Here is a 20,844-nt window from a genome sequence, read left to right on the forward strand (position 1 = left end):
CCGGTCAGGTCAGCGCGCGCCACAGCAGGTAGAGGCCGATCGTCGTACCGAACAGCACGATGACCGTCTTCAACACCACAGCCGGGAGCCGGCGGGCCAGCCTGGCGCCCGCGTACCCCCCGACCAGGGTGGCCGGCGCGACGACCGCGACGGCTACCCACTGCACCGGACCGAACAGCGCGAACACCACGAGCGTGGTCAGCCCCACCACGGCCGACAGCAGGTTCTTCACCGCCGTGACCCGGGCCAGCGTCGCGTCCAGCACCAGGGCCAGCCCGGCCACCAGCATCACCCCGAGCGCCGCACCGAAGTAGCCGCCGTACACCGTGCCGACCAGGACCATGGTCTGCACGGTGACGGTACGGCGGCGCGGGCTCATCCGCGCCGGATGGCCGACCAGCCGGCGCAGCGGATCCTGGAACGCCAGCACGGCGGTCGCGCCCAGCACCAGGAACGGCACCACCAGCTCGAACGCGCGGGCCGGGGTGGCCAGCAGCAGCACACAACCGAGCACCGTGCCCACCGCCGCGGTGGGCAGCAGCGACCACAGCGCCCGACCGCGCGGCAGATCCGCCCGGCTGCCCGCCACGCTCGCCGCGTACCCGGGGAAGACCGCCACCGAGTTCGACACGTTCGCCGCCACCGGCGGCAGCCCGGTCGCGATGAGCGCCGGGAACGTGATCAGGGAGCCGCCGCCGGCGACCGCGTTCACCGTGCCCGCGGCCAGACCGGCGACCACCAGCAACGCGACGTCGGAGAGATCCACGATCCCCGAGGCTAGTACGCCCGGCCGGAACGCCGCCTTCCGCCGGGGCCGCGCCCGGGGGCGCGGATTCGGTATAACAGGCTGGCGTACGCGGGGGAGGGCGCAGATGCGTGATCGGCTGGACGAGGCGCTGCGGGCCGGCCGGCTCGACGGCCTGCACGCCGTCCTGGCGGCCCGCGACGGCCGGCTCCTGCTGGAGCACTACGGCTCCGGCGAGGACCACTCCTGGGGCAACTCGCTGGGCATCGTGGAGTTCGGGCCCGAGACCCTGCACGACATCCGCTCGGTCACCAAGAGCGTGACCGCGCTGCTCTACGGCATCGCCCTCGCCGACGGGCTGGTCCCCGCCCCACCCGAACCGCTGCTCCCGCACTTCCCGCACCATCCCGACCTCGCGGCCGACCCGCTGCGCGCCCGGCTCACCGTCGAACACGCGCTGACCATGTCGCTCGGGCTGGAGTGGCGCGAGGACCTGCCGTACGACAGCCCGGCCAACGCCGAGATCGCGATGGAGCTGGCCCCGGACCGCTACCGCTACATCCTCGAGCGGCCGGTCGTCGAGGCGCCCGGCACCCGCTGGTCCTACTGCGGCGGCGCCACCGCCCTGCTCGGCCACCTGATCGCCGGCGGCACCGGCCAGGCACTGCCGGACTACGCGCGGGACACCCTCTTCGAACCGCTGGGCATCACCCGGTACGAGTGGCTGGCCGGCGACGACGGCGTGGCGTCGGCCGCGTCCGGGCTGCGACTCGTACCCCGTGATCTGCTCCGGATCGGTGAGCTGGTGCGGTGCGACGGGATGTGGCGTGGCCAGCCGCTCGTGCCCGCCGACTGGCTGCGCACGATGCTCCGGCCGCGCCTGCGAACCGAGTGGGGCGCGGGCTACGGCTACCACTGGTATCTCGAATCCGTCGCCGGCCACGACCTCGCGGCCGGGATGGGCAACGGCGGCCAGCGCCTCTACGTCCTGCCCGACCTGGACCTCGTCGTGGCCGTCACCGCAGGCAACTACGACCACCCCGAGCAGTGGCGGACCCCGCTGGCCGTGCTGGACCAGGTCATCCTCCCCGAGGTCGGATGAGGCGTCGGGGTGGAAATGGCGGCGGCGGGCGCGTCGTTAGGATGGGTGCGCGACGGACGAGTCGACCGGGCGGTCGCGTCGGCGGGCTCCGGCCCGCCGCCGAGGAACGTCCGGACTCCACAGGGCAGGGTGGTTGCTAACGGCAACCCGGGGTGACCCGCGGGACAGTGCCACAGAAAACAGACCGCCGGACCGTAACGGGACGGTAAGGGTGAAACGGTGGGGTAAGAGCCCACCAGCACCCCGGGTGACCGGGGTGGCTCGGTAAACCCCACCCGGAGCAAGGCCAAGAAAGGGCCGTCACCGCAAGATGACGACCCGCGCAGACGCTCGAGGGCTGCCCGCCCGATGTCTGCGGGTAGGCCGCTGGAGCCTGCCGGCGACGGCAGGCCGAGATGGATGGCCGCCGCCGGCGCGCCTTCGGGCGTGCCGGGCACAAAATCCGGCGTACAGGTCGACTCGTCCGTCGCCCACCAGCTCAGAGCTTTCTACCGGGCTGACGTTCTGCCGCGAGCTAACCAGCTTGTCCCGTCGCGGGACGCTGTGGAGGATCGGTGGATGGATCTCCATGCTGCGGAACGGCAGCTCCAGGCCGCTCAGCGCGCCGCCGATGTCGCGGCCCTCGACGCGCTTCTGCACCCCCGGCTCGTGGCCGTCGGACCGGATGGCGCGGTCTTCACGAAGGACGACGACCTGGAGAGCCACCGCTCGGGCGCGCTGCGAATCACCAGGCTGGTGGAGGAGTCGCTCGACGTCCAGGACGACGGCGCGACCGGGGTGACCCGCACGGTCGCTGCGGTTGATGCGGTTCAGGGCGGTGCCGTCGTGTCTGCGCGGTTGCGCTACACCCGGCTGTGGGTGCGTGAGGACGGCAACTGGCGGGTGTTGGCCGCCACCCTCGTCCCGATCGAGTGAGCGCTTCTGCTCGCTCGTGACCCTGCGACGGACCGATATACCGCGGAGTCATGATTATGCCTCTGGGGTATATCGCTCAGAAGTGAATCCTTTCTGGCCGGCCGTGGCGGAGCGTCGTCAGCGCAGTGCGGCCCGGCGAAGCGGCGCGCGGCGAGCCGAGGGTGCGAGCGCGTTATTCGTTTGTCGGCCCGGCGTCGCTCCTCCTACCGTCCGGCCATGATTCTCCGGGAGGAACAGGCCCACGACCGGAACGGTGTCGACGCGCTGCACCGCGAGGCGTTCGGGGGCGACCACGGCGACGTCGTGGCGCGCCTGGTGGGCGACCTGCGTCGCGACGACCCCACCGCGCTGTCGCTGGTGGCCGAGGAGTCGGACCAGGTGGTCGGACACGTCATGGTCAGCCGGTGCCGGGTGGACGCGCCTCGGCGGCTCGTCGACGTGGGGTCGCTGAGTCCGCTCGCCGTCGCCCCGTCCCGGCAGCGCCGGGGCATCGGCTCGGCGCTCGTCCGGCGCGTTCTCCAGGAACTCGACGTACGCGGTGTGCCGCTGGTCTTCCTCGAAGGTGATCCCCGGTACTACTCCCGGCTCGGCTTCGTCCCCGCGGTGGGGCGGGGCTTCCGCAAGCCGTCCCTGCGCATTCCCGACGCCGCGTTCCAGGTGGTCGAGCTGTCGGCGTACGAGCCGTGGATGGCGGGGACGTTCGTCTACTCGGACACGTTCTGGCGGCACGACTGCGTCGGCCTGCGGGAGGCGGACGTCGGTGGCGATCGGCGGTCATAACGTGTCCCTGGCCGGGGTGATGGACCCGGCGAAGGGAGGACATCATGAGATTCCGGATCAGGACTGTCGGCGCGTTCCTCGCGATCGCCGCGGCGACCACGCTCGTCGCGTCGGGCGTGGTGCGGAATCCCGCCGGCGCGGACGGGCACAGCTTCCAGTTCACGATGGTCCGCTCGCAGGGCGCCGAGGCCGCCGGCTGCCTGTCGAACGCCCGCGCCGTCGTGCGGGTCCATCCGCAGGGGCCCAACGAGATCCTGACCCTCCGCGCCGTCGGCCTGCCGCCACGGACCAACTTCGACCTGTTCGTGCTGCAGGTGCCGGACGCGCCGTTCGGGGTGTCGTGGTACCAGAGCGACATGCGGTCCAACCAGCACGGCCTCGCCCGGGCGACGGTCGTCGGACGCTTCAACATCGAGACCTTCGCCGTCGCGCCCGGCGGTCAGCCGGCGCCGAACACCCACCCGGGCCTGGACGCGACGGTGAACCCGGCGTTCGCGCCGATCCACACGTACCACCTGGGTTTCTGGTTCAACTCGCCGCAGGAGGCGGTGGCCGCCGGGTGTCCGGGCGCCACCACCCCGTTCAACGGCGACCACACCGCGGGCGTCCAGGCGATGAGCACCCGCAACTTCCCCGCCCTGGCCGGCCCGTTGAGCCAGGTCGGGTCCTGACCGCGACCGGTCGCGGTGGCCCGCACGGGCCGCCGCGACCGGCTCGGGTCAGGGCGTGGTCGGGGTGACGCCGTCGAGCAGGTCGGCGAGGCGGCCCGCGGTGGTCGGGGCGTGCAGGTGCAGCCGGGCCACGTTGATGCTGTCCGTGCCGACCACGGCGAGCAGCGCCTGCCGGCTGACCGCGTAGACGCTGAGGTAGCCGTTCTCGTTGCGGACCGTGGACTGCTGGAAGTCGCCCTGGCCCAGCCGGAAGCCGACCTGGCGGCCCAGCCCGAACATGGTCGCCGCCAGAGCCGCGAGGTCGTCGGGGCTGGCGTCGTTCTGCAGGTTGTGTGTGATGAGCAGGCCATCGACGCCGCCGAGCACGCAGCCGTGCACGCCGGGGATCTGGATCCGCAGCGCGGACAGTTCCTGCCCGATGGCCGGGTACGGCAGCGCCGGGTTGCCGGCCAGCGAGGGCGGCAGCGTGCGCGGTGGCGGCAGGGTGCCGGCCCCGGCCGGCGTACGGCGGGGGAGCTTGTCCACCCGGCTCACAGCTCCAGGCTCTCCTCGATCGCGCGCAACTGGTGGCGAGCCATCGCCAGGTTGGCCCGGCTCTTGCTCACCATCAGGTAGAGGAACAGGCCCTTGCCGGTGCGGTTGCTCAGCGGCCGGATCAGGTGGTACTGGCTGCCGAGCGTGATGAGGATGTCCTCGATCTCGTCGTCGAGCTTCAGCATCTCGATGGTGCGCAGCTTGGCCCGGACCACGTCGGTGTTGCCGGCGGCGGCGACGGTCAGGTCGATCTCGCCGGTGCCGCCGGCCACGCCCAGCGTCATGCCACTTGTGTAGTCGACGAGCGCGGCACCGATCGCGCCGTCGATGCTCATCGCGCTCTTCAACGCGACGTCGAGGTTGCCCACGATGTTTCTCCCCAGGAGTCGGCCGGGTGGGCCGGTCGCCGCTCGGGGTGTCGTGCGGGCTGACAGCCGGCGCCTCCCGCGAATATGCTCCGTCGAGGCTTGCACATCGATGTCCGGCCCGCACCCGAGCGGCTGGTGATCCACCTGTGCGGTCCTTCCCTGTCGTCCGCCGGTCCCGTAAGTGGGACTCCGTGGCGGATGGTCGATCGTGGAGTCGCCTGCTAAGCGGGTGAGCCCTATGTAGAGATGCGATATAGTACGGCGGTGCGACTGACCATCCCCGTGGTGAAGGTGCTCTCGGCGCTGCTCGCCGAGCCCGACGCGCCGCGTTACGGCCTCGACCTGATGCGCCTCACCGGCCTGCCCAGCGGGACGCTCTATCCGGTGCTGCACCGCCTCCGGGCGGCCGGCTGGCTCGCCGCCGACTGGGAGGAGATCGACCCCGTCGCCGCCGGCCGGCCGGCCCGCCGCTACTACCGCCTCACCGGCGAGGGGATCCGCGCGGGTCGGCTGGCCCTGGCCGAGCTGCGCGCCCTCGCCCCCGCGCAACGGCCGCACGAGGGCGGCGCCGGCCCGGCGGGGGCGCCCGCATGGTGACCCGGATCGCCGGTTTCCTGGTGCGCGCCGCGGTGCGCCGCTGGCCGGCGGAGCTGCGGGCGGAGCTGGCCCGGGAGTGGACCGCCGAGCTGCGCGAGCTGGCCCGGGGCGGGCAGCGGTGGGGGATGCTGCGCTTCGCCGCCAGCCTGGCGACCAGTCGGGCCGCCACGCCACTCGTCGACCGGAGCGCGATGTCCGGGCGGTTGTGGCGTACCGCCGGAGTGCTGCTGCTCGCGCCGCCGGCCTGCGTCGGGGTCATCGTGGTCGCCGCGGTGGTGATGAACCTGGCCTACGGGTGGCTGTCGTTCGGCGTGGTGTGGGCCACGGCGTCGCAACTGCCGATCTGGTCGTTGGCCGCGGCCGGGCTCGGCGTGCTGCTCGCGCTCGTGGTCACCCGGGCCGCACGCCGGACCGTACGCGTGGGGGCGTTGCCCACCGCGCTCGGTGTGGCGTTGCCGATCGCCGCGACGCTCGCCGTGGTGCTCGGCTGGTTCGCCGGCCGGGACGAGAGCGGTGTGCGGGAGATGGTGCCCGGCCTGCTGCTCTGGCTGGCGCTGCTGGTGCCGGCGCTCTGGGCCGCCGGGGCGCTGGCCCGCCGGGGGCGGACCCGGTCGGCGTGGCTGGTCGGGCTGCTCGGCGCGCTGGTCGCGGCCGACGCGGCGGTGGTCCTCACGGTGGTCTCCACGATCCCGGCGACCGCGACGTCCACCGAGCTGCCGCCGGACTCGGTGGACCGGATCTCCGCGCCGCTGTGGCTCTTCACCTGCTGGACCGACTGGTCGTTCGGACTGCCCCGCCCGACCGAGTGGGAACGGTTCCTCATCACCGACCAGGTGCTCGTCGAGCCGATGTTCTACCTGGCCTGCACGCCTTACGCGCTGGCGTACGCGATCGCGGTGGCCCGTCCGGCGCAGGCCGCCACGTCGGTGGCGGTGCCCGCGCCGGTGTCGGCCTGAGGCCCGCTCAGGCCGACCAGCTCAACGCCCGGCCGGCCCGCTCGTAGTGCCGGGCCAGCTCCGCGTCGATCCGCGCGGCGCGCTCCTCGGTCAGCTCCACCGCCGGCACCCTCGGGACGCGCGCCACCAGCATCCGGTGCCGCAGCCCGGCCGGCGGGTGCGAGGCGAACAGCGACGTGTCCGCCCGGATGGTGAGCTGGCGTTCCAGCGGCAGCCGGTCGGCCGCGCCGGCGAGCGACCGGGTCGTCCCCGCCCGCCAGGCGGCCGGTCCGTGCCCGCCGCGCACCGCGTTGCGGACCACCGTGGCCATCGAATCGGCCCGTAGCAGCACGTCGAGCAGGCGGGTCGCGCCGGCCGTGCCGCCGGCCCGGGCGGCCATCTCGTCGGCCAGGTACTCGGCCCGCTGGCTCTCCCGCAACGCGATCGCCACCAGCGCCACGTGACCGGCGAACAGCAGGCGCGACAGCGTCCACGACACCAGCCGGCCCAGCCATTCGCCGACCATCACCAGCAACCCGTCGGCCCGGGTGTCGCCGCGCGGCCGGAACAGGTCGGCGGCGTTGCCGAGCATGGTCAGTGCCGGTTGGGTCACCGGGCCGCGCCGCAGGTCGCCGTTGACGAAGTGGCCCAGCTCGTGCCCGAGCAACGCGACCCGCGCCGGCCCGTCCAGCGCGCCCCACAGCGGTAGCCCGAGGGCGAGCACCCGCCGCCGGCGCGGTCCCACCGACGTCGCGTACGCGTTGATGTGCCCGTCGACGCCGACCACGTGCGGCACCGGCGCGCCGACGGCGGCCGCCACCTCCCCGACCAGGGCGTGCAACTCCGGCGCCTCGGCCGGGGTGAGCACCTCCAGGTCCGCGTCCAGCCGGCCGAACCGGGGCCGCAGCGCCACCGCCAGCGCGATCAGCGCCACGCCGAGCAGCACCGCGGCGTTCGGGAACGGGTACGCGAACAGCAGCCACACCCCGGCCACGGCCAGTCCCGCCACGCCCAGCAGGAGCAGCACGGAGACGCCGACGGTCAGCGCTCCGGCGAGCGAGCGCCCCGGTGACTCCAGCGGCCGGTCGACGAGGTCGGCGTACTGCTGGCGGGTGAGTCGCGCGGCCAGGCGGTGGGTCCGCCGGTCGACCCAGGACCAGCCGAACTCGGGCGGTCGGCGGTCGGCGTCGTAGGCGTCGAGATTCCAGTCGCATCCGGCGCACCAGGGCAACGCCCCGTCCAGCGACACCGGCGTCGCGCCGCATCGTGGACAGGCCCCCGTGCCCGTCGTCGTGGTGATCACGAGCGGTGATCCTGACCGGTGCCGGCTGTCCCCGGTACCGGCCGTTCGGACGACGCCGGTTGTTCTCCCATTCCCCATCGAAGCCACCCCGATCAGGTCTAATGTGGAGAAGGCGGCGACTATTTGTGGCGTTCCGGTGGCGGCCGGGCGATTCCCGGTGCACAGTGATCGCATGAGCGACGACGGAAGTGGTGGGCACTACTACTGGTGCACGCGACACCACCGGGTCGAGACCGATGCCGACGTGTGTCCCGCGAAGCACGTTCTCGGACCGTATTCCTCGGCCGCCGACGCGGAGAACGCCCTGCAGAAGGTGCAGGAGCGCAACGAAGCGTGGGATGCCGAGGACGCCCGTTGGGCCGGGGAGGGCCGATAGACGGCGCGGGAGGACCGCGTCGAGGTGATCCGTGCTCCGCGAGGGCGGCAGCACGTCCCCAGGAAAGGGAACCGAGATGGCCGTAGCACAGCAGGCCACCCGCCCGGCCGCGAAACGGACGACCGCGAAGAAGACCAGCGCGGGCAGGACGACGACGGTCACCAAGGCGTCGCCGAACGCCTCGGGCGCCGGCGCCGGACGGACGCCGGCCCGGAAGACGGCCGCGAAGAAGGCAGCCGCCAAGAAGGTCGTGTCGGCGGCGCGTAAGGCACCGGCGTCCAGGACCACCGCCAAGAGCGCGCCCGCCAAGAAGGCCACCGCGAAGAAGACGGCGGCGACGAAGGCCACCGCGAAGAAGACCACGGCGGCCAAGAAGACGACGGCGGCCAGGAAGACCACCGCCGCGCGGAAGACCACGACCGCCCGGACGACCGCCACGGCCAGGAAGACCACCGCGGCGAAGAAGACGACGCCGGCCAAGAGGACGACGGCGGCGAAGAAGACCACCGCGGCCAAGAAGGCGCCGGCGAAGAAGGCCACCGGCGCCCGGAAGGTCACCTCGGCGGCGGCGGCGAAGAAGACCACCGCCCGGAAGACCACCGCCGCGAAGAAGGCGCCGGCGAAGAAGACCACCGCGTCGACGCGCCCGACCGCCCGCAAGGCGGCGGCCAAGAAGGCGCCCGCGCGCAAGACCACTACCGCGCGCAAGACGACCACCGCCGCGAAGAAGACCACCGCGGCCAAGAAGGAGCCGGCCCGCAAGACCACCACCGCGCGCAAGACCACCGCGCGGAAGGCGCCGGCCCGCCGCGCCTGAGTGTTAGGAAGGGGCCCTTCCTATACCGAATGCGTTAACCGGGGCCCCTTCCTCACCCGCGCGGCGGCGCCGCGCCGGTGAGCGGAACGTGCGGAGCACTGTCAGGATTGACCGCGTGGTGATCCGACGCGTACTGGCGCCCCGCATCGACTTCGGCGCGCTGCGCCGCGAGCTGGGCCTGCCCGAGAGCTTCCCGGCCGCGGCGCAACGCGAGGCCGACACCGCGGCCGCCGCGCCGCTGCCGGCCGTCGCCGACCGGACCGACATCCCGTTCGTCACCGTCGACCCGGCGACCTCGCGCGACCTCGACCAGGCGATGCACCTCGCCCGCCGGCCCGGGGGCGGCTACCGCGTGCGGTACGCGATCGCGGACGTGCTCACCCACGTACACCCGGGGGGTGAGCTGGAGGCCGAGACGTGGCGGCGGGGCCAGACGGTCTATCTGCCCGACGGCAACGTGCCCCTGCACCCGCACACGCTCAGCGAGGGCGCGGCCAGCCTGCTGCCCGACGCCGAGCGGGCCGCCGTGCTCTGGACCATCGACCTGGACGCCGACGGCGGCACGGTCGCGGTCGGCCTGGAGCGCGCCCGGGTCCGCAGCCGGGCCAAGCTCGACTACGGCGGGGTGCAGCGTGACGCCGACGCCGGCCGCCTGCCCGAGCCGATCGCCCTGCTGCCCGAGATCGGCGCGCTGCTCACCGCGCGCGGGCTGCGCCGGGGCGCGATCAACCTGCCGCTGCCCGAGCAGGACGTCGAGCCCGACGGCGACGGGTGGCGGCTGGTGCTGCGCGGCCCCGGCCCGATGGAGGAGCACAACGCGCAGATCTCGCTGCTCACCGGCATGGCCGCGGCCGACATCATGCTCGCCGGCGGGATCGGCCTGCTACGGACCATGCCCCGGCCCCGCCCGGAGGCGGTCGAGAAGCTGCGGCTGGCCGCCGGCCCGCTCGGCGTGCCCTGGCCGGACGGCGCCTCGGTCGGCCAGGTGCTCGCCGGGCTGGACGCGTCGCAGCCCCGCGCGGCAGCGTTCGTCGACCAGGCCGCCGAGCTGATGCGCGGGGCCGCGTACACCGCCTTCGACGGCGCGGCGCCCGAGCAGCCGGAGCACGGCGGGGTGGCCGCCGCGTACGCCCACGTCACGGCGCCGCTGCGCCGCCTCGCCGACCGCTACGCCACCGAGGCATGCCTGGCCCTGCACGAGGGGCGCGAGGTGCCCGCGCACGTCCGCGAGGCGTTGCCGAAGCTGCCGGAGGTGATGGCGGCGACCGACCGGACCGCCGGCGCGGCCGCCCGCGGCGCGGTCGAACTGGCCGAGGCGGTGCTGCTGGCGCACCGGGTGGGCGAGACGTTCGAGGCGGCGGTGCTGGACGTGGACGAGCCCCGCCCGGCGGGCAACGGCCGGGCCGGCCGGCCACCCGGCGGCACTGTCGCGCTGGACGAGCCGCCGGTGCGGGCCCGCTGCACCGGCGAGCTGCCGCTCGGCGAGCGCGTCCAGGTCCGCCTGACCGTCGCCGACCCGGTGGAACGCAAGGTCGCCTTCGAGCGCGCCTGACCGGGCGCGGGGATTGTCACAGCGCCTCGCCGCGCCGTGCCGGGGCGAGCTTTGCGAGGATGACCGCATGGCTTACGACGCGACCACGCTGCCCGACGTCTCCGGGCTCACCGTCGGCATCATCGGTGGCACCGGCGACCAGGGGCGGGGTCTCGCCTACCGGTTCGCCCGGGCCGGGCAGACCGTGCTCATCGGCTCCCGCGCCGCCGACCGGGCCGCCGAGGCCGCCGCCGAGATCGCCGCCCTGCCGGGGGTCCCGGCCGGCGCCCCGGTCTCCGGCGCGGGCAACGAGGACGTCGCCCGCAGCAGCGACGTGGTGATCGTCGCGGTGCCGTGGGACGGGCACGAGGCCACCGTCGCCGCGCTCGCCGGGCCGCTGGCCGGCAAGATCGTGGTGGACTGCGTCAACCCGCTCGGCTTCGACAAGCAGGGCCCGTACGCGCTGACCGTGGCCGAGGGCAGCGCCGTGCAGCAGGCCGCCGCGCTGCTGCCCGACTCCCGGGTCTGCGCCGCGTTCAACCACGTCAGCGCGCCGCTGCTGGCCGACCCGGAGGTCGACCGGATCGACCTGGACGTGCTGATCTGCACCGAGGACCGGGACCTCGTCGGCGTGATCGCCGCGCTGGCCGCCCGGATCCCCGGGATGCGGGGCATCTACGCCGGCCGGCTGCGCAACGCGCACCAGATCGAGGCGTTCACCGCGAACCTGATCGCGATCAACAAGCGCTACAAGGCGCACGCCGGCATCCGGGTCACCGATCTCTGAGCGCGCATGTCAAGAAGGGGCCCCTGTTCTACGCCAGGCGTTAAGAAGGGGCCCCTCCTTACATCTCAGAAGGTGTGCTCGGGGGCGGGGAACTCCCCGCCGCGCACCTCGTCGGCGAACTGCCGGGTGGCGTCGGCCAGCGCGCCGGCCAGGTCGGCGTAGCGCTTCACGAAACGCGGCGCCCGGCCGGTGCGCAGCCCGGCCATGTCCTGCCAGACCAGCACCTGGCCGTCGGTGTCCGGGCCGGCCCCGATGCCCACGGTCGGGACGGGCAGCTCGCCGGTCACCCGCTTGGCCACCTCGCCCGGCACCATCTCCAGCACCACCGCGAACGCGCCCGCCTCGGCCACCGCCCGGGCGTCGGCGAGCACCTCCTCGGCGGTGTCGCCCCGGCCCTGCACCCGGTAGCCGCCGAGCGTGTGCTCGCTCTGCGGGGTGAAGCCGATGTGCGCCATCACCGGGATGCCGGCGCCGACGATCGCCTCGATCTGCGCGGCGCAGCGCCGGCCGCCCTCCAGCTTGACGGCGTGGCAGCCGCCCTCCTTCATGAACCGCACGGCGGTACGCAACGCCTGCGCCGGCCCCTCCTCGTACGAGCCGAACGGCAGGTCGCCGACGACGAGCGCGTGCTTCGTGGCGCGCACCACGGCGCGGACCAGCGGCAGCAACTCCTCGGCGGTCACCGGCAGCGTGGTCTCGTAGCCGAAGACGTTGTTCGCGGCCGAGTCGCCGACCAGCAGCACCGGGATGCCCGCCCGGTCGAAGATCGAGGCGGTGTACTGGTCGTACGAGGTGAGCATGGCCCACCGCTCGCCACGCTCCTTGGCGGCGAGCAGGTCGCGGGTGCGGATCCGCCGGGTGGCCGGCCCGCCGTACAGGGCGGTCACCTCGGTCGGGGTGGACTCCACCATGACAATCTCCTTCCTCGAGGCCGCGCACGCGGTCCCCGGGTTCCCCGCGATCGTCGCACCGGGCGGCCGGCCGCCGGCAGGTCGGAGTGGAGGAATTCACTCCCGGCCGGGGCTCGCTCAGCCGTCCTCGCGCCAGCGGTTGGTGATCGGCAACCGCCGGTCCCGGCCGAACGCCTTCATGGAGATCTTGGTGCCGGGCGCGGACTGCCGCCGCTTGTACTCGGCGGTATCCACCATCCGCAGCACCTTGTCGACCACCGCCGGGTCGTGGCCGGACTCGACCAGGCCGTCGCGGCCCAGGTCGCCGTCGACGTAGCCGATCAGGATCGGGTCGAGCACGTCGTAGTCGGGCAGCGTGTCGCTGTCGAGCTGGCCGGGGCTCAGCTCGGCCGACGGGGGCTTGCCGATCGAGTTCTCCGGGATCGGCGGCGTCTCGCCGCGCCGCGCGGCGTCCGCGTTGCGCCACTTCGCCAGCCGCCACACCAGCGTCTTCCAGACGTCCTTCACCGGGTTGTAGCCGCCCACCGAGTCGCCGTAGAGCGTCGAGTAGCCCACCGCCAGCTCGCTCTTGTTGCCGGTGGTGAGCACCAGGTGCCCCTCCTGGTTCGACAGCGCCATCAGGATCACGCCGCGGACCCGGGCCTGGAGGTTCTCCACCGCCACGCCGGACAGCGACATGTTGGCCAGGAACGTGTCGACCATCGGCTGGATCGGCTCGATCCGGTAGTCCAGGCCGGTGCGCTTGGCCAGGTCCTCGGCGTCGGTGCGGGAGTGCTCGGAGGAGTGCTGGCTGGGCATCGAGACGCCGACCACCCGCTGCGGGCCGAGCGCGTCCACCGCGAGCGCCGCCGCCACCGCCGAGTCGATGCCGCCGGAGAGGCCGAGCACCACCGACGGGAACCGGTTCTTGTCGGCGTAGTCGCGCAGGCCCAGCACCAGCGCCTGCCACACCTCGGCCTCGTCGGCGACCGGCTCGATGATCCCGCCGGTCGCGGCCGGGCCGGCGGGCGCCGGCGGGGTCGCCGGCACCTCGTGCCGGACCAGCCGCATCCCGTCGGCCAGGTCGGTGGCGGCGCCGGTCGCCTCCGGCGCCGCCGGCAGCTCCACGTCGTGCACCAGCAGGTGCTCGACGAACTGCGGCGCCCGGGCCAGCAGCGTGCCGTCGGCGTCGACGATCAGCGAGTCGCCGTCGTAGACCAGCTCGTCCTGGCCGCCGACCATGTTCACGTACGCGATGGCGGCGCCCGCCTCGGCGGCGCGCCGGCGCACCAGCGGCAGCCGGGCGTCGTCCTTGTTCAGCTCGTACGGCGAGCCGTTGATGCTGAGCACCAGCCCGACGCCGGCCTGCCGGGCGACCGCGAACGGGCCGCCGGCCTGCCACAGGTCCTCGCAGATGGTCAGCGCCACGTCGACCCCGCCGATCCGCACCACGGTCAGCGTGTCGCCGGGGACGAAGTAGCGGTCCTCGTCGAACACCCCGTAGTTGGGCAGGTGGTGCTTGAAGTAGGTGGCCACCACCTCGCCGCGGTGCAGCAGCGCGGCCGCGTTGCGGGCCCCCCGGCCCGGATCGGCGTCGGCGCTGACCTGCGGCGGCCCGTCCGCGTCCAGGTAGCCGACCAGCACCGGCAGGTCGCCGAGGCCGTCGCCGGCCAGGTCGGCGGCGAGCCGGTGCAGCGCGGCCCGGGACGCGGCGACGAACGACCGGCGGAAGACCAGGTCCTCGACCGGGTAGCCGGTCACCATCAGCTCGGGGAACAGGGCGAGCTGGGCGCCGGAGTCGGCGGCCTTGCGGGTCCACGCGCGGACCCGGTCGGCGTTGCCGGCGAGGTCGCCGACCGTCGGGTTGACCTGGCACAGGGCGAGACGCAGGGTGGGCATGCCCCCATCTTCCCCCAGCCGTGGTGTCCGAATCCGCCCGGTCGCGGGAGACGCCTGCCACCCGTCGGCGGCGTCTCCCGGGCCGGGACAGGGTGGGACGGCACCCCGGGGAAGGGCGTAACGTCGGCGTAACGGGGTCGGTGGAGACTGAGCGGTCAGCCGGTCCGGCCCGATCGGTGGAGAACGTACGTGTCACGAGGGGTGGATGTGGACCGTCAGCAGGAGTTCGTCCTCCGTACGCTGGAGGAGCGGGACATCCGTTTCGTCCGGCTGTGGTTCACCGACGTGCTCGGCACGCTCAAGAGCGTCTCGGTGGCCCCGGCGGAGCTGGAGGCGGCCTTCGAGGAGGGCATCGGCTTCGACGGCTCCGCGATCGAGGGTTTCGCCCGGGTCTTCGAGTCGGACATGGTGGCCATGCCCGACCCGACCACGTTCCAGGTGTTCCCGTTCGAGGGCGGGGTGAGCGGCGAGAGCGCCCGGATGTTCTGCGACATCCTGCTGCCCGACGGCAGCCCGTCCTGGGCCGACCCGCGGCACGTGCTGCGCCGGATGCTGTCCCGCGCCGCCGACAAGGGCTTCACCTTCTACACCCACCCGGAGATCGAGTTCTTCCTGCTGGAGAACGGCCCGCAGGACGGCTCGGTGCCGGTCCCGGTGGACACCGGCGGCTACTTCGAGCACACCACGCACGCGGTGGCGCGCGACTTCCGCCGCCAGGCGGTGCTGGCGCTGGAGCGGATCGGCATCTCGGTGGAGTTCAGCCACCACGAGGTCGCCCCCGGCCAGCAGGAGATCGACCTGCGCTACGCCGACGCGCTCACCACCGCCGACAACATCATGACGTTCCGGCACGTGGTCAAGGAGGTGGCGCTCTCCACCGGGGTGCAGGCCAGCTTCATGCCCAAGCCGTTCACCGACCAGCCGGGCAGCGGCATGCACACCCACCTGTCGCTGTTCGAGGGGGAGCGCAACGCGTTCCACGACGCCGGCGACCCGATGAAGCTGTCCAAGGTCGCCAAGTCGTTCATCGCCGGGCTGCTCACCCACGCCCGGGAATACACCGCGGTGACCAACCAGTGGGTCAACTCCTACAAGCGGCTCTTCCCGCTGGCGCTGCCGGACCGGATCACCGAGAGCCCGGCGTACGTCTGCTGGGGTCACCTGAACCGGTCCGCGCTGGTCCGCGTCCCGGCCTACGGCAAGCCGAACTCGGCCCGGGTCGAGGTCCGGTCGCTGGACTCGGCGACCAACCCCTACCTGGCGTTCGCGGTGATGCTCGGCGCCGGCCTGAAGGGCATCGAGGAGGGCTACGAGCTGCCCCCGGGCGCCGAGGACGACGTCTGGTCGCTGAGCAGCGCCGAGCGCCGTGCGATGGGCTACGAGGCGCTGCCGGAGAACCTGTCCGAGGCGATCGACGTGATGTCCGGCTCGGAGTTGGTCGCCGACGTGCTCGGCGAGCACGTCTTCGACTTCTTCCTGCGCAACAAGCGGGCCGAGTGGGAGCAGTACCGCCGCGAGGTCACCCCCTACGAGCGGCAGCACTACCTCTCGCTCTAGATCGGGTTGGCGCGGTGCCGCTATCGTCTGCGGCACCGCCCGCGCACCCGCGCCCGGGCGGGCGGAGCCGGGGAGGGCGTTCGGGTGCTGGGAGATCTGCTCAACGGGGCGTGGCAGAGCATCGTGTTCGGCGTGGTCGGGGTGGCGCTGATGGCCGCCGGCTTCGTGCTTGTCGACCTGCTGACCCCGGGCAGGCTGCGGGAGCTGATCTGGGTACGCCGCAACGGCAACGCCGCGCTGCTGCTCGCCGCCAACCAGCTCGGCATCGCCGGCATCGTCTTCACCGCGGTGCTGACCAGCTACAGCTCGTTCACCAAGGGGCTGGCCTCCACGGTGATCTTCGGGCTGGTCGGACTGCTGGTGATGGCGCTGGCGTTCTTCGTGCTCGACGTGCTCACCCCGGGCAAGCTGGGCGACGTCATCGCCGCCGACGAGCCGCACCCGGCGGCCCGGGTCAGCGCCGCCACCCACTTCGGCGCCGCGCTGATCGTCTGCGCCTGCATCGCCTGAGGCGTCGTACCCCGGGCCTAGGGTCCGGGGCGTGAACCGCACGGATCGTCTCTACGCCCTGGTCGAGGAGTTGCGCGCGGTGTCGCCGCGCCCGCGCAGCGCGAGCTGGTTGGCCCGGCGCTTCGAGGTCAGCACCCGCACCGTCGAGCGCGACATCACCGCGCTCCAGGGCGCCGGGGTGCCGATCTGGGCCGAGCCGGGCCGCACCGGCGGCTACGTGGTCGACCGGGCCCGCACGCTGCCGCCGGTCAACCTGACCCCGGCCGAGGCGGTGGCGATGGCGGTGGCGCTGCACCGGCTGGGCGGCTCGCCGTTCGCCCCGGCGGCCGGCGCCGCGCTGCGCAAGCTGGTCGCGGTGATGCCGCCGGCCGCGGTGGCCGAGGCGCACCGGCTCGCCGGCCGGGTGCACCTGGTGGGCGACGGGCCGGGCACGCCCGTCCCGGCCGCCGTCGCCGACGCGGTCGCCGCCGGGCGGGTGCTGCGCCTGCGGTACGCCGACCGTGGCGGCGCCGATTCGGCACGCGACGTGGAGCCGTTGGCCTACCTGGGCAACGCGACGCACTGGTACCTGGTCGCCTGGTGCCGGCTGCGCGACGGGGTGCGCTGCTTCCGCACCGACCGGATCCGCTCGGTGCGTTCGCTGGCCGAGCCGGTGACCCGGGAGCTGCGTCCGGAGGACTTCGACATCCCGCAGCACCGGCTGCGCCCGCTCAGCCTGGTCTGATCCGGGTGGAAACACCGACAGGACGCTGTCGCGGATGGGGTCGAGGCTGGATCCTGACGACGCCGGCCGACCGGCCGGCGCGACGAGGAGGCAGCATGTCCAGCACGCCGGTGACCTGGTTCGAGATCGGCTCCGACCGCCCGGACGAGGCGCAGCGCTTCTACGCCGAGCTGTTCGGCTGGAGCTTCGAGGAGCAGGGCGGCCCGGCCAACTCCTACCGGCAGACCGCGGCCGGTGGCGAGTCGGGGATCGGCGGCGCGATCCGGGGCACCGACTCCGCCGCCGACAACTACGCGATCTTCTACGCGCAGGTGCCGGACGTGGCGGAGACCTGCCGGCGGGCCGAGGCGGCCGGCGGCACGGTGCTGGCGAAGCCGGTGACCGCGCCGAGCGGCCTGGTGCACGCGCGGCTGCGCGACCCGTCCGGCAACCTGCTCGGCGTCTTCACCCCGCCGGCCGGCGGCTGAGCGCTCCTTGCTCCCGGCTCGGTGGCGGAGCCGGGAGCAAGGTGTTGCGGGGGATGCAAGGGGTTGCGCATATCGTCGATTGTGAACCTCTGGTTTCCGGGGATTGAAGCTGGTAACTTCCTGGCACCATGCGTCGCAAGTTCTTGCAACGCCTTCATCCCCTTGCGTCCGCCGGAGCGGGCCAGGGTGTCAGGAGAGCCGCCATGAGGGGCAGGACCACCACCACCCGTCGCCGGTGGGGCGCGCTCGCGCTCGCCACCGGCGTGCTCGCCGCGCTGCTGCCGTTCACCGCCGCCGCGGCGGCCAACACCGTCACCGTCTTCTACCAGCCCCCGGCCGCCTGGGGTGCCTCGGTGAACATCCACTACGGCGTGGACGGGCAGGCTTGGACCGCCGTGCCCGGCGTGCCGATGGACACCGCCTGCGCCGGCTGGCGCCGCCGGACCATCGACCTCGGCGCCGCCACCGGCCTCCAGGTCGTCTTCACCAACGGCAGCGGCGTCTGGGACAACAACAACGGCGCCAACTACCGCCTCGGTGCCGGCACGGTGACCGTCGCCGCCGGCCGGACCGGCGCCGGTGACCCCTGCGCCCCGGCCAGCCCGTCGCCGAGTCCGTCCGGCCCCACCCCGACCGCGTCCCCGACGCCGGCCGGGAACACCGCCGAGGTCTGGTACCACCTCACCCCGCGCGGCTGGACCGCCGCCAACCTGCACTACCGGCCCACCGGCGGGGCCTGGACCACCGCGCCGGGCGTGGCCATGGAGACGCGTTGCGCCGGCTGGGCCCGCCGGGTCGTCGACCTCGGCACGGCCACCGGGCTCACCGCCGCGTTCAACAACAACGCCGGCACCTGGGACAACAACGGCGGCGGCGACTACACCCTCGGCGTCGGGCGCAGCGTCGTCGACAACGGCCGGGTCACCGCCGCCGCCGCCGACCCGTGCGCGCCGACCGTCCCGGACACCACGCCGCCGTCCACGCCGGGCGGGCTCACCGCCGTCGCCGACGGGCTGGCGGTCACCCTGAGCTGGACCGCCGCCACCGACGACCGGAGCGTGACCGGGTACGAGCTGACCCGCACCGGCGGTGCCGGGAGCACCACGGTCACCAGCACCACCACCCGGTACGTGGCATACGACCTGCGGCCCGCCACGGCGTACACCTGGAGCGTGCGGGCGCTCGACGCGGCCGGCAACCGGTCGGCGGCGAGCGCGCCGGCGTCCGCGACCACAGGCGCCGCGCCGGCCGGCGGCGCTCCACTCGGCGGTGACCCGCGCGAGGACAGCATCTACTTCGTGATGACCGCCCGGTTCGCCGACGGTGACCCGGCCAACGACCGGGGCGGCAGCCAGCATGTGAGCTCCGGCAACGCCGCCAACGGCGACCCGATGTTCCGGGGCGACTTCAAGGGGCTCGTCGACAAGCTCGACTACGTCAAGGCGCTCGGGTTCTCGGCCATCTGGATCACGCCGGTGGTGCTGAACCGCTCCGACTACGACTACCACGGTTACCACGGGTGGGACTTCTACCGCGTCGATCCGCGGCTGGAGAGCGCCGGTGCGTCCTACCAGGACCTGATCAACGCGGCGCACGCCAAGGGCATCAAGATCTTCCAGGACGTGGTCTACAACCACAGCTCCCGCTGGGGCGCCAAGGGTCTCTTCACCCCCACCGTCTACGGGACCCGCGACGAGCAGTGGAAGTGGTACTACGACCAGCCGCAGGCCGGCCGGGAGTACGACCCGATGGTCGAGGCGACCGGCGCCGACCCGGCGCTCACCCCGGCGCAGAACGCCAAGGCCAAGGGACGGCCGTACAACGGCGACGTCTGGTCGTCCGCCGCGCCCACCGGCAACACGTGCCTGAACTGGGGTACGCCGACCGGCGGGCGCAGCGCAGAGGGATATTCGCTCTACAACTGTCAGTGGCCCACCCCGACCAGCAAACTCTTCCCCGCCGACAGGTACCACCAGTGCTGGATCGGCAACTGGGAGGGTGAGGACGCGCGCAGTTGCTGGCTGCACGAGGACCTGGCCGACTTCGACACCGAGAACGCGGCCGTGCAGGAATACCTGATCAACGCGTACAACAGGTTCATCGACATGGGGGTGGACGGCTTCCGGATCGACACCGCCGTGCACATCCCCCGGGTCACCTGGAACCGGCGCTTCCTGCCCGCCATCCAGCAGCACGCCGTGTCCCGGTTCGGCGCGAAGGGCAAGGACTTCTACGTCTTCGGCGAGGTCGCCGCGTTCGTCAACGACAAGTGGAACCGCGGCTCGGTCAACCACTCCGCCCAGTTCTTCACCTGGAAGGAACGCAAGGAGTACAGCCCCGACGACGTGCGGGCCGCGATCGAGCAGTACGACTACGAGCAACTGCTCGGCCCGGCCGGGCAGCCCACCACCGACAACGCGTCCCTGCGCGGCAACGCGTACCACGCGCCGGACCACTCGAAGTTCTCCGGCATGAACGTGATCGACATGCGGATGCACATGAACTTCTCCGACGCCGGCAACGCCTTCGGCAACGGGAAGGACTCCGACGACAGCTACAACGACGCCACCTACAACGTGGTCTACGTCGACAGCCACGACTACGGGCCGAACAAGTCCTCGACCCGCTACACCGGTGGCACCGACGCGTGGGCGGAGAACATGAGCCTGATGTGGACGTTCCGCGGCATCCCGACGCTCTACTACGGCTCCGAGATCGAGTTCCAGAAGGGTGCCCGGATCGACTGCGGGCCCACCTGCCCGCTCGCCACCACCGGCCGCGCCTACTACGGCGACCACCTGGCCGGCACCGTCACCGCCGCCGACTTCGGGGTGGTCGGCTCCGCCAGCGGAACGGTGGCCACCACGCTCGCCAATCCGCTGGTCAAGCACGTGCAGCGGCTCAACCTGATCCGCCGGGCCGTGCCGGCGCTGCAGAAGGGGCAGTACTCGACCGAGGGCGTCAGCGGCGCGATGGCGTACAAGCGGCGCTTCACCGAGGGTGCGGTGGACAGCTTCGCGCTGGTCACCGTCTCCGGTCCGGCCACGTTCCGGGGCGTGCCCGACGGCCGTTACACCGACGTGGTCACCGGGGACGTGCGGACGGTCACCGACGGCACGCTCACCGCGTCGGTGAGCGGCAAGGGCAACCTGCGGGTCTACGTGCTCGACCTGCCCGGCAACCCGGCCCCGGGCCGGATCGGCGTCGACGGGCCGTACCTGCGCTGACCGCCGGCGGCGGGGGGGGGGGCCCCCCCCCCCCCCCCCCGCCCCCCCCCGGGTTATCGGGGGCCCCCCCAAAAACCCAAGGGGGAACAGGGGGGCCCCCCCAGAACCT

At 73.2% G+C, this 20,844-nt stretch carries 21 protein-coding genes and 1 other RNA gene; 16 read left to right on the top strand and 6 right to left on the bottom strand.

Features of this window, described 5'->3' with window-relative positions; all coding sequences use genetic code 11:
* Positions 1-4: 4 nt before the first annotated feature.
* Positions 5-766 (bottom strand): sulfite exporter TauE/SafE family protein, encoded by a 762-nt coding sequence (locus ACIA5A_RS03470; protein ID WP_396755987.1) that lies wholly within the window; start codon positions 764-766, stop codon positions 5-7.
* A 106-nt stretch (positions 767-872) separates the two neighbouring features.
* On the opposite strand from ACIA5A_RS03470, the gene ACIA5A_RS03475 reads away from it, so the two are divergent.
* The 5 genes from ACIA5A_RS03475 to ACIA5A_RS03495 all read left to right on the top strand — a co-directional run bounded on the left by ACIA5A_RS03475 (position 873) and on the right by ACIA5A_RS03495 (position 4,213).
* A complete protein-coding gene (locus ACIA5A_RS03475) occupies positions 873-1,847 on the top strand; it encodes a serine hydrolase domain-containing protein (protein WP_396755989.1) in 975 nt (324 codons plus the stop codon).
* Positions 1,848-1,904: 57 nt separating this feature from the next.
* Positions 1,905-2,313: RNase P RNA component class A (gene rnpB, locus ACIA5A_RS03480), an RNA gene on the top strand.
* Between the two features lie 92 nt (positions 2,314-2,405).
* On the top strand, positions 2,406-2,762 hold the full coding sequence (locus ACIA5A_RS03485; RefSeq protein WP_396755991.1) for a nuclear transport factor 2 family protein: 357 nt from the start codon (positions 2,406-2,408) through the stop codon (positions 2,760-2,762).
* Positions 2,763-2,978: 216 nt separating this feature from the next.
* Positions 2,979-3,542, top strand: a complete 564-nt coding sequence (locus tag ACIA5A_RS03490) for a GNAT family N-acetyltransferase (RefSeq protein ID WP_396755993.1) — start codon at positions 2,979-2,981, stop codon at positions 3,540-3,542.
* Positions 3,543-3,586: 44 nt separating this feature from the next.
* Positions 3,587-4,213 (top strand): hypothetical protein, encoded by a 627-nt coding sequence (locus tag ACIA5A_RS03495; RefSeq protein WP_396755995.1) that lies wholly within the window; start codon positions 3,587-3,589, stop codon positions 4,211-4,213.
* Positions 4,214-4,261: 48 nt separating this feature from the next.
* Here the strand turns inward: ACIA5A_RS03495 and ACIA5A_RS03500 are convergent, their stop codons facing one another.
* A complete protein-coding gene (locus tag ACIA5A_RS03500; protein ID WP_396755997.1) occupies positions 4,262-4,747 on the bottom strand; it encodes a roadblock/LC7 domain-containing protein in 486 nt (161 codons plus the stop codon).
* The gene (locus ACIA5A_RS03505) at positions 4,744-5,115 is read right to left on the bottom strand and encodes a hypothetical protein (protein WP_091059111.1); all 372 of its coding nucleotides are present in this window, start codon (positions 5,113-5,115) and stop codon (positions 4,744-4,746) included. The genes ACIA5A_RS03500 and ACIA5A_RS03505 overlap by 4 nt, the downstream gene beginning before the upstream one ends.
* Positions 5,116-5,379: 264 nt before the next feature.
* Between ACIA5A_RS03505 and ACIA5A_RS03510 the strand changes: the two genes are divergently transcribed.
* Both ACIA5A_RS03510 and ACIA5A_RS03515 read left to right on the top strand, forming a co-directional pair.
* On the top strand, positions 5,380-5,712 hold the full coding sequence (locus ACIA5A_RS03510) for a PadR family transcriptional regulator (protein WP_396755999.1): 333 nt from the start codon (positions 5,380-5,382) through the stop codon (positions 5,710-5,712).
* Positions 5,706-6,668 carry a hypothetical protein gene (locus ACIA5A_RS03515; RefSeq protein ID WP_396756001.1) on the top strand — a complete coding sequence of 321 codons (963 nt, stop codon included), beginning with the start codon at positions 5,706-5,708 and terminating at the stop codon, positions 6,666-6,668. The genes ACIA5A_RS03510 and ACIA5A_RS03515 overlap by 7 nt, the downstream gene beginning before the upstream one ends.
* A gap of 7 nt (positions 6,669-6,675) precedes the next feature.
* On the opposite strand, the gene ACIA5A_RS03520 is transcribed toward ACIA5A_RS03515, so the two are convergent.
* Entirely contained in the window at positions 6,676-7,950 is a 1,275-nt protein-coding gene (locus tag ACIA5A_RS03520) for a M48 family metalloprotease (protein WP_396756003.1), read from the bottom strand.
* 172 nt (positions 7,951-8,122) lie between these two features.
* Between ACIA5A_RS03520 and ACIA5A_RS03525 the strand changes: the two genes are divergently transcribed.
* From ACIA5A_RS03525 to npdG, 4 genes are all read left to right on the top strand, one after another.
* Positions 8,123-8,326, top strand: coding sequence for a hypothetical protein (locus tag ACIA5A_RS03525; RefSeq protein ID WP_091060091.1), 204 nt, complete (start codon positions 8,123-8,125; stop codon positions 8,324-8,326).
* Between the two features lie 76 nt (positions 8,327-8,402).
* On the top strand, positions 8,403-9,143 hold the full coding sequence (locus ACIA5A_RS03530) for a histone (protein WP_396756006.1): 741 nt from the start codon (positions 8,403-8,405) through the stop codon (positions 9,141-9,143).
* A 115-nt stretch (positions 9,144-9,258) separates the two neighbouring features.
* Positions 9,259-10,695 (top strand): RNB domain-containing ribonuclease, encoded by a 1,437-nt coding sequence (locus ACIA5A_RS03535; RefSeq protein ID WP_396756008.1) that lies wholly within the window; start codon positions 9,259-9,261, stop codon positions 10,693-10,695.
* 67 nt (positions 10,696-10,762) lie between these two features.
* Positions 10,763-11,461, top strand: a complete 699-nt coding sequence (gene npdG, locus ACIA5A_RS03540; RefSeq protein ID WP_396756010.1) for an NADPH-dependent F420 reductase — start codon at positions 10,763-10,765, stop codon at positions 11,459-11,461.
* Between the two features lie 65 nt (positions 11,462-11,526).
* Here the strand turns inward: npdG and panB are convergent, their stop codons facing one another.
* Together panB and ACIA5A_RS03550 are read right to left on the bottom strand one after the other, a co-directional pair.
* Entirely contained in the window at positions 11,527-12,372 is an 846-nt protein-coding gene (gene panB / locus ACIA5A_RS03545; protein WP_396756012.1) for a 3-methyl-2-oxobutanoate hydroxymethyltransferase, read from the bottom strand.
* A 117-nt stretch (positions 12,373-12,489) separates the two neighbouring features.
* Positions 12,490-14,250 (bottom strand): NAD+ synthase, encoded by a 1,761-nt coding sequence (locus ACIA5A_RS03550; RefSeq protein ID WP_396756014.1) that lies wholly within the window; start codon positions 14,248-14,250, stop codon positions 12,490-12,492.
* Positions 14,251-14,457: 207 nt separating this feature from the next.
* Between ACIA5A_RS03550 and glnA the strand changes: the two genes are divergently transcribed.
* The 5 genes from glnA (at position 14,458) to ACIA5A_RS03575 (ending at position 20,735) form a co-directional block, all read left to right on the top strand.
* Positions 14,458-15,807, top strand: a complete 1,350-nt coding sequence (glnA, locus tag ACIA5A_RS03555) for a type I glutamate--ammonia ligase (protein WP_396756016.1) — start codon at positions 14,458-14,460, stop codon at positions 15,805-15,807.
* A gap of 84 nt (positions 15,808-15,891) precedes the next feature.
* Entirely contained in the window at positions 15,892-16,317 is a 426-nt protein-coding gene (locus ACIA5A_RS03560) for a DUF350 domain-containing protein (RefSeq protein WP_396756018.1), read from the top strand.
* 31 nt (positions 16,318-16,348) lie between these two features.
* Complete coding sequence (locus ACIA5A_RS03565) at positions 16,349-17,041, top strand: helix-turn-helix transcriptional regulator (RefSeq protein WP_396756020.1); 693 nt, start codon at positions 16,349-16,351, stop codon at positions 17,039-17,041.
* 95 nt (positions 17,042-17,136) lie between these two features.
* Positions 17,137-17,508, top strand: coding sequence for a VOC family protein (locus ACIA5A_RS03570; RefSeq protein WP_396756022.1), 372 nt, complete (start codon positions 17,137-17,139; stop codon positions 17,506-17,508).
* Positions 17,509-17,711: 203 nt separating this feature from the next.
* Complete coding sequence (locus ACIA5A_RS03575; RefSeq protein WP_396756024.1) at positions 17,712-20,735, top strand: carbohydrate binding domain-containing protein; 3,024 nt, start codon at positions 17,712-17,714, stop codon at positions 20,733-20,735.
* The last annotated feature ends 109 nt before the right edge of the window (positions 20,736-20,844 follow it).

This window comes from Micromonospora sp. NPDC051300 (genome assembly GCF_044455315.1).
Lineage (GTDB): Bacteria > Actinomycetota > Actinomycetes > Mycobacteriales > Micromonosporaceae > Micromonospora > Micromonospora robiginosa.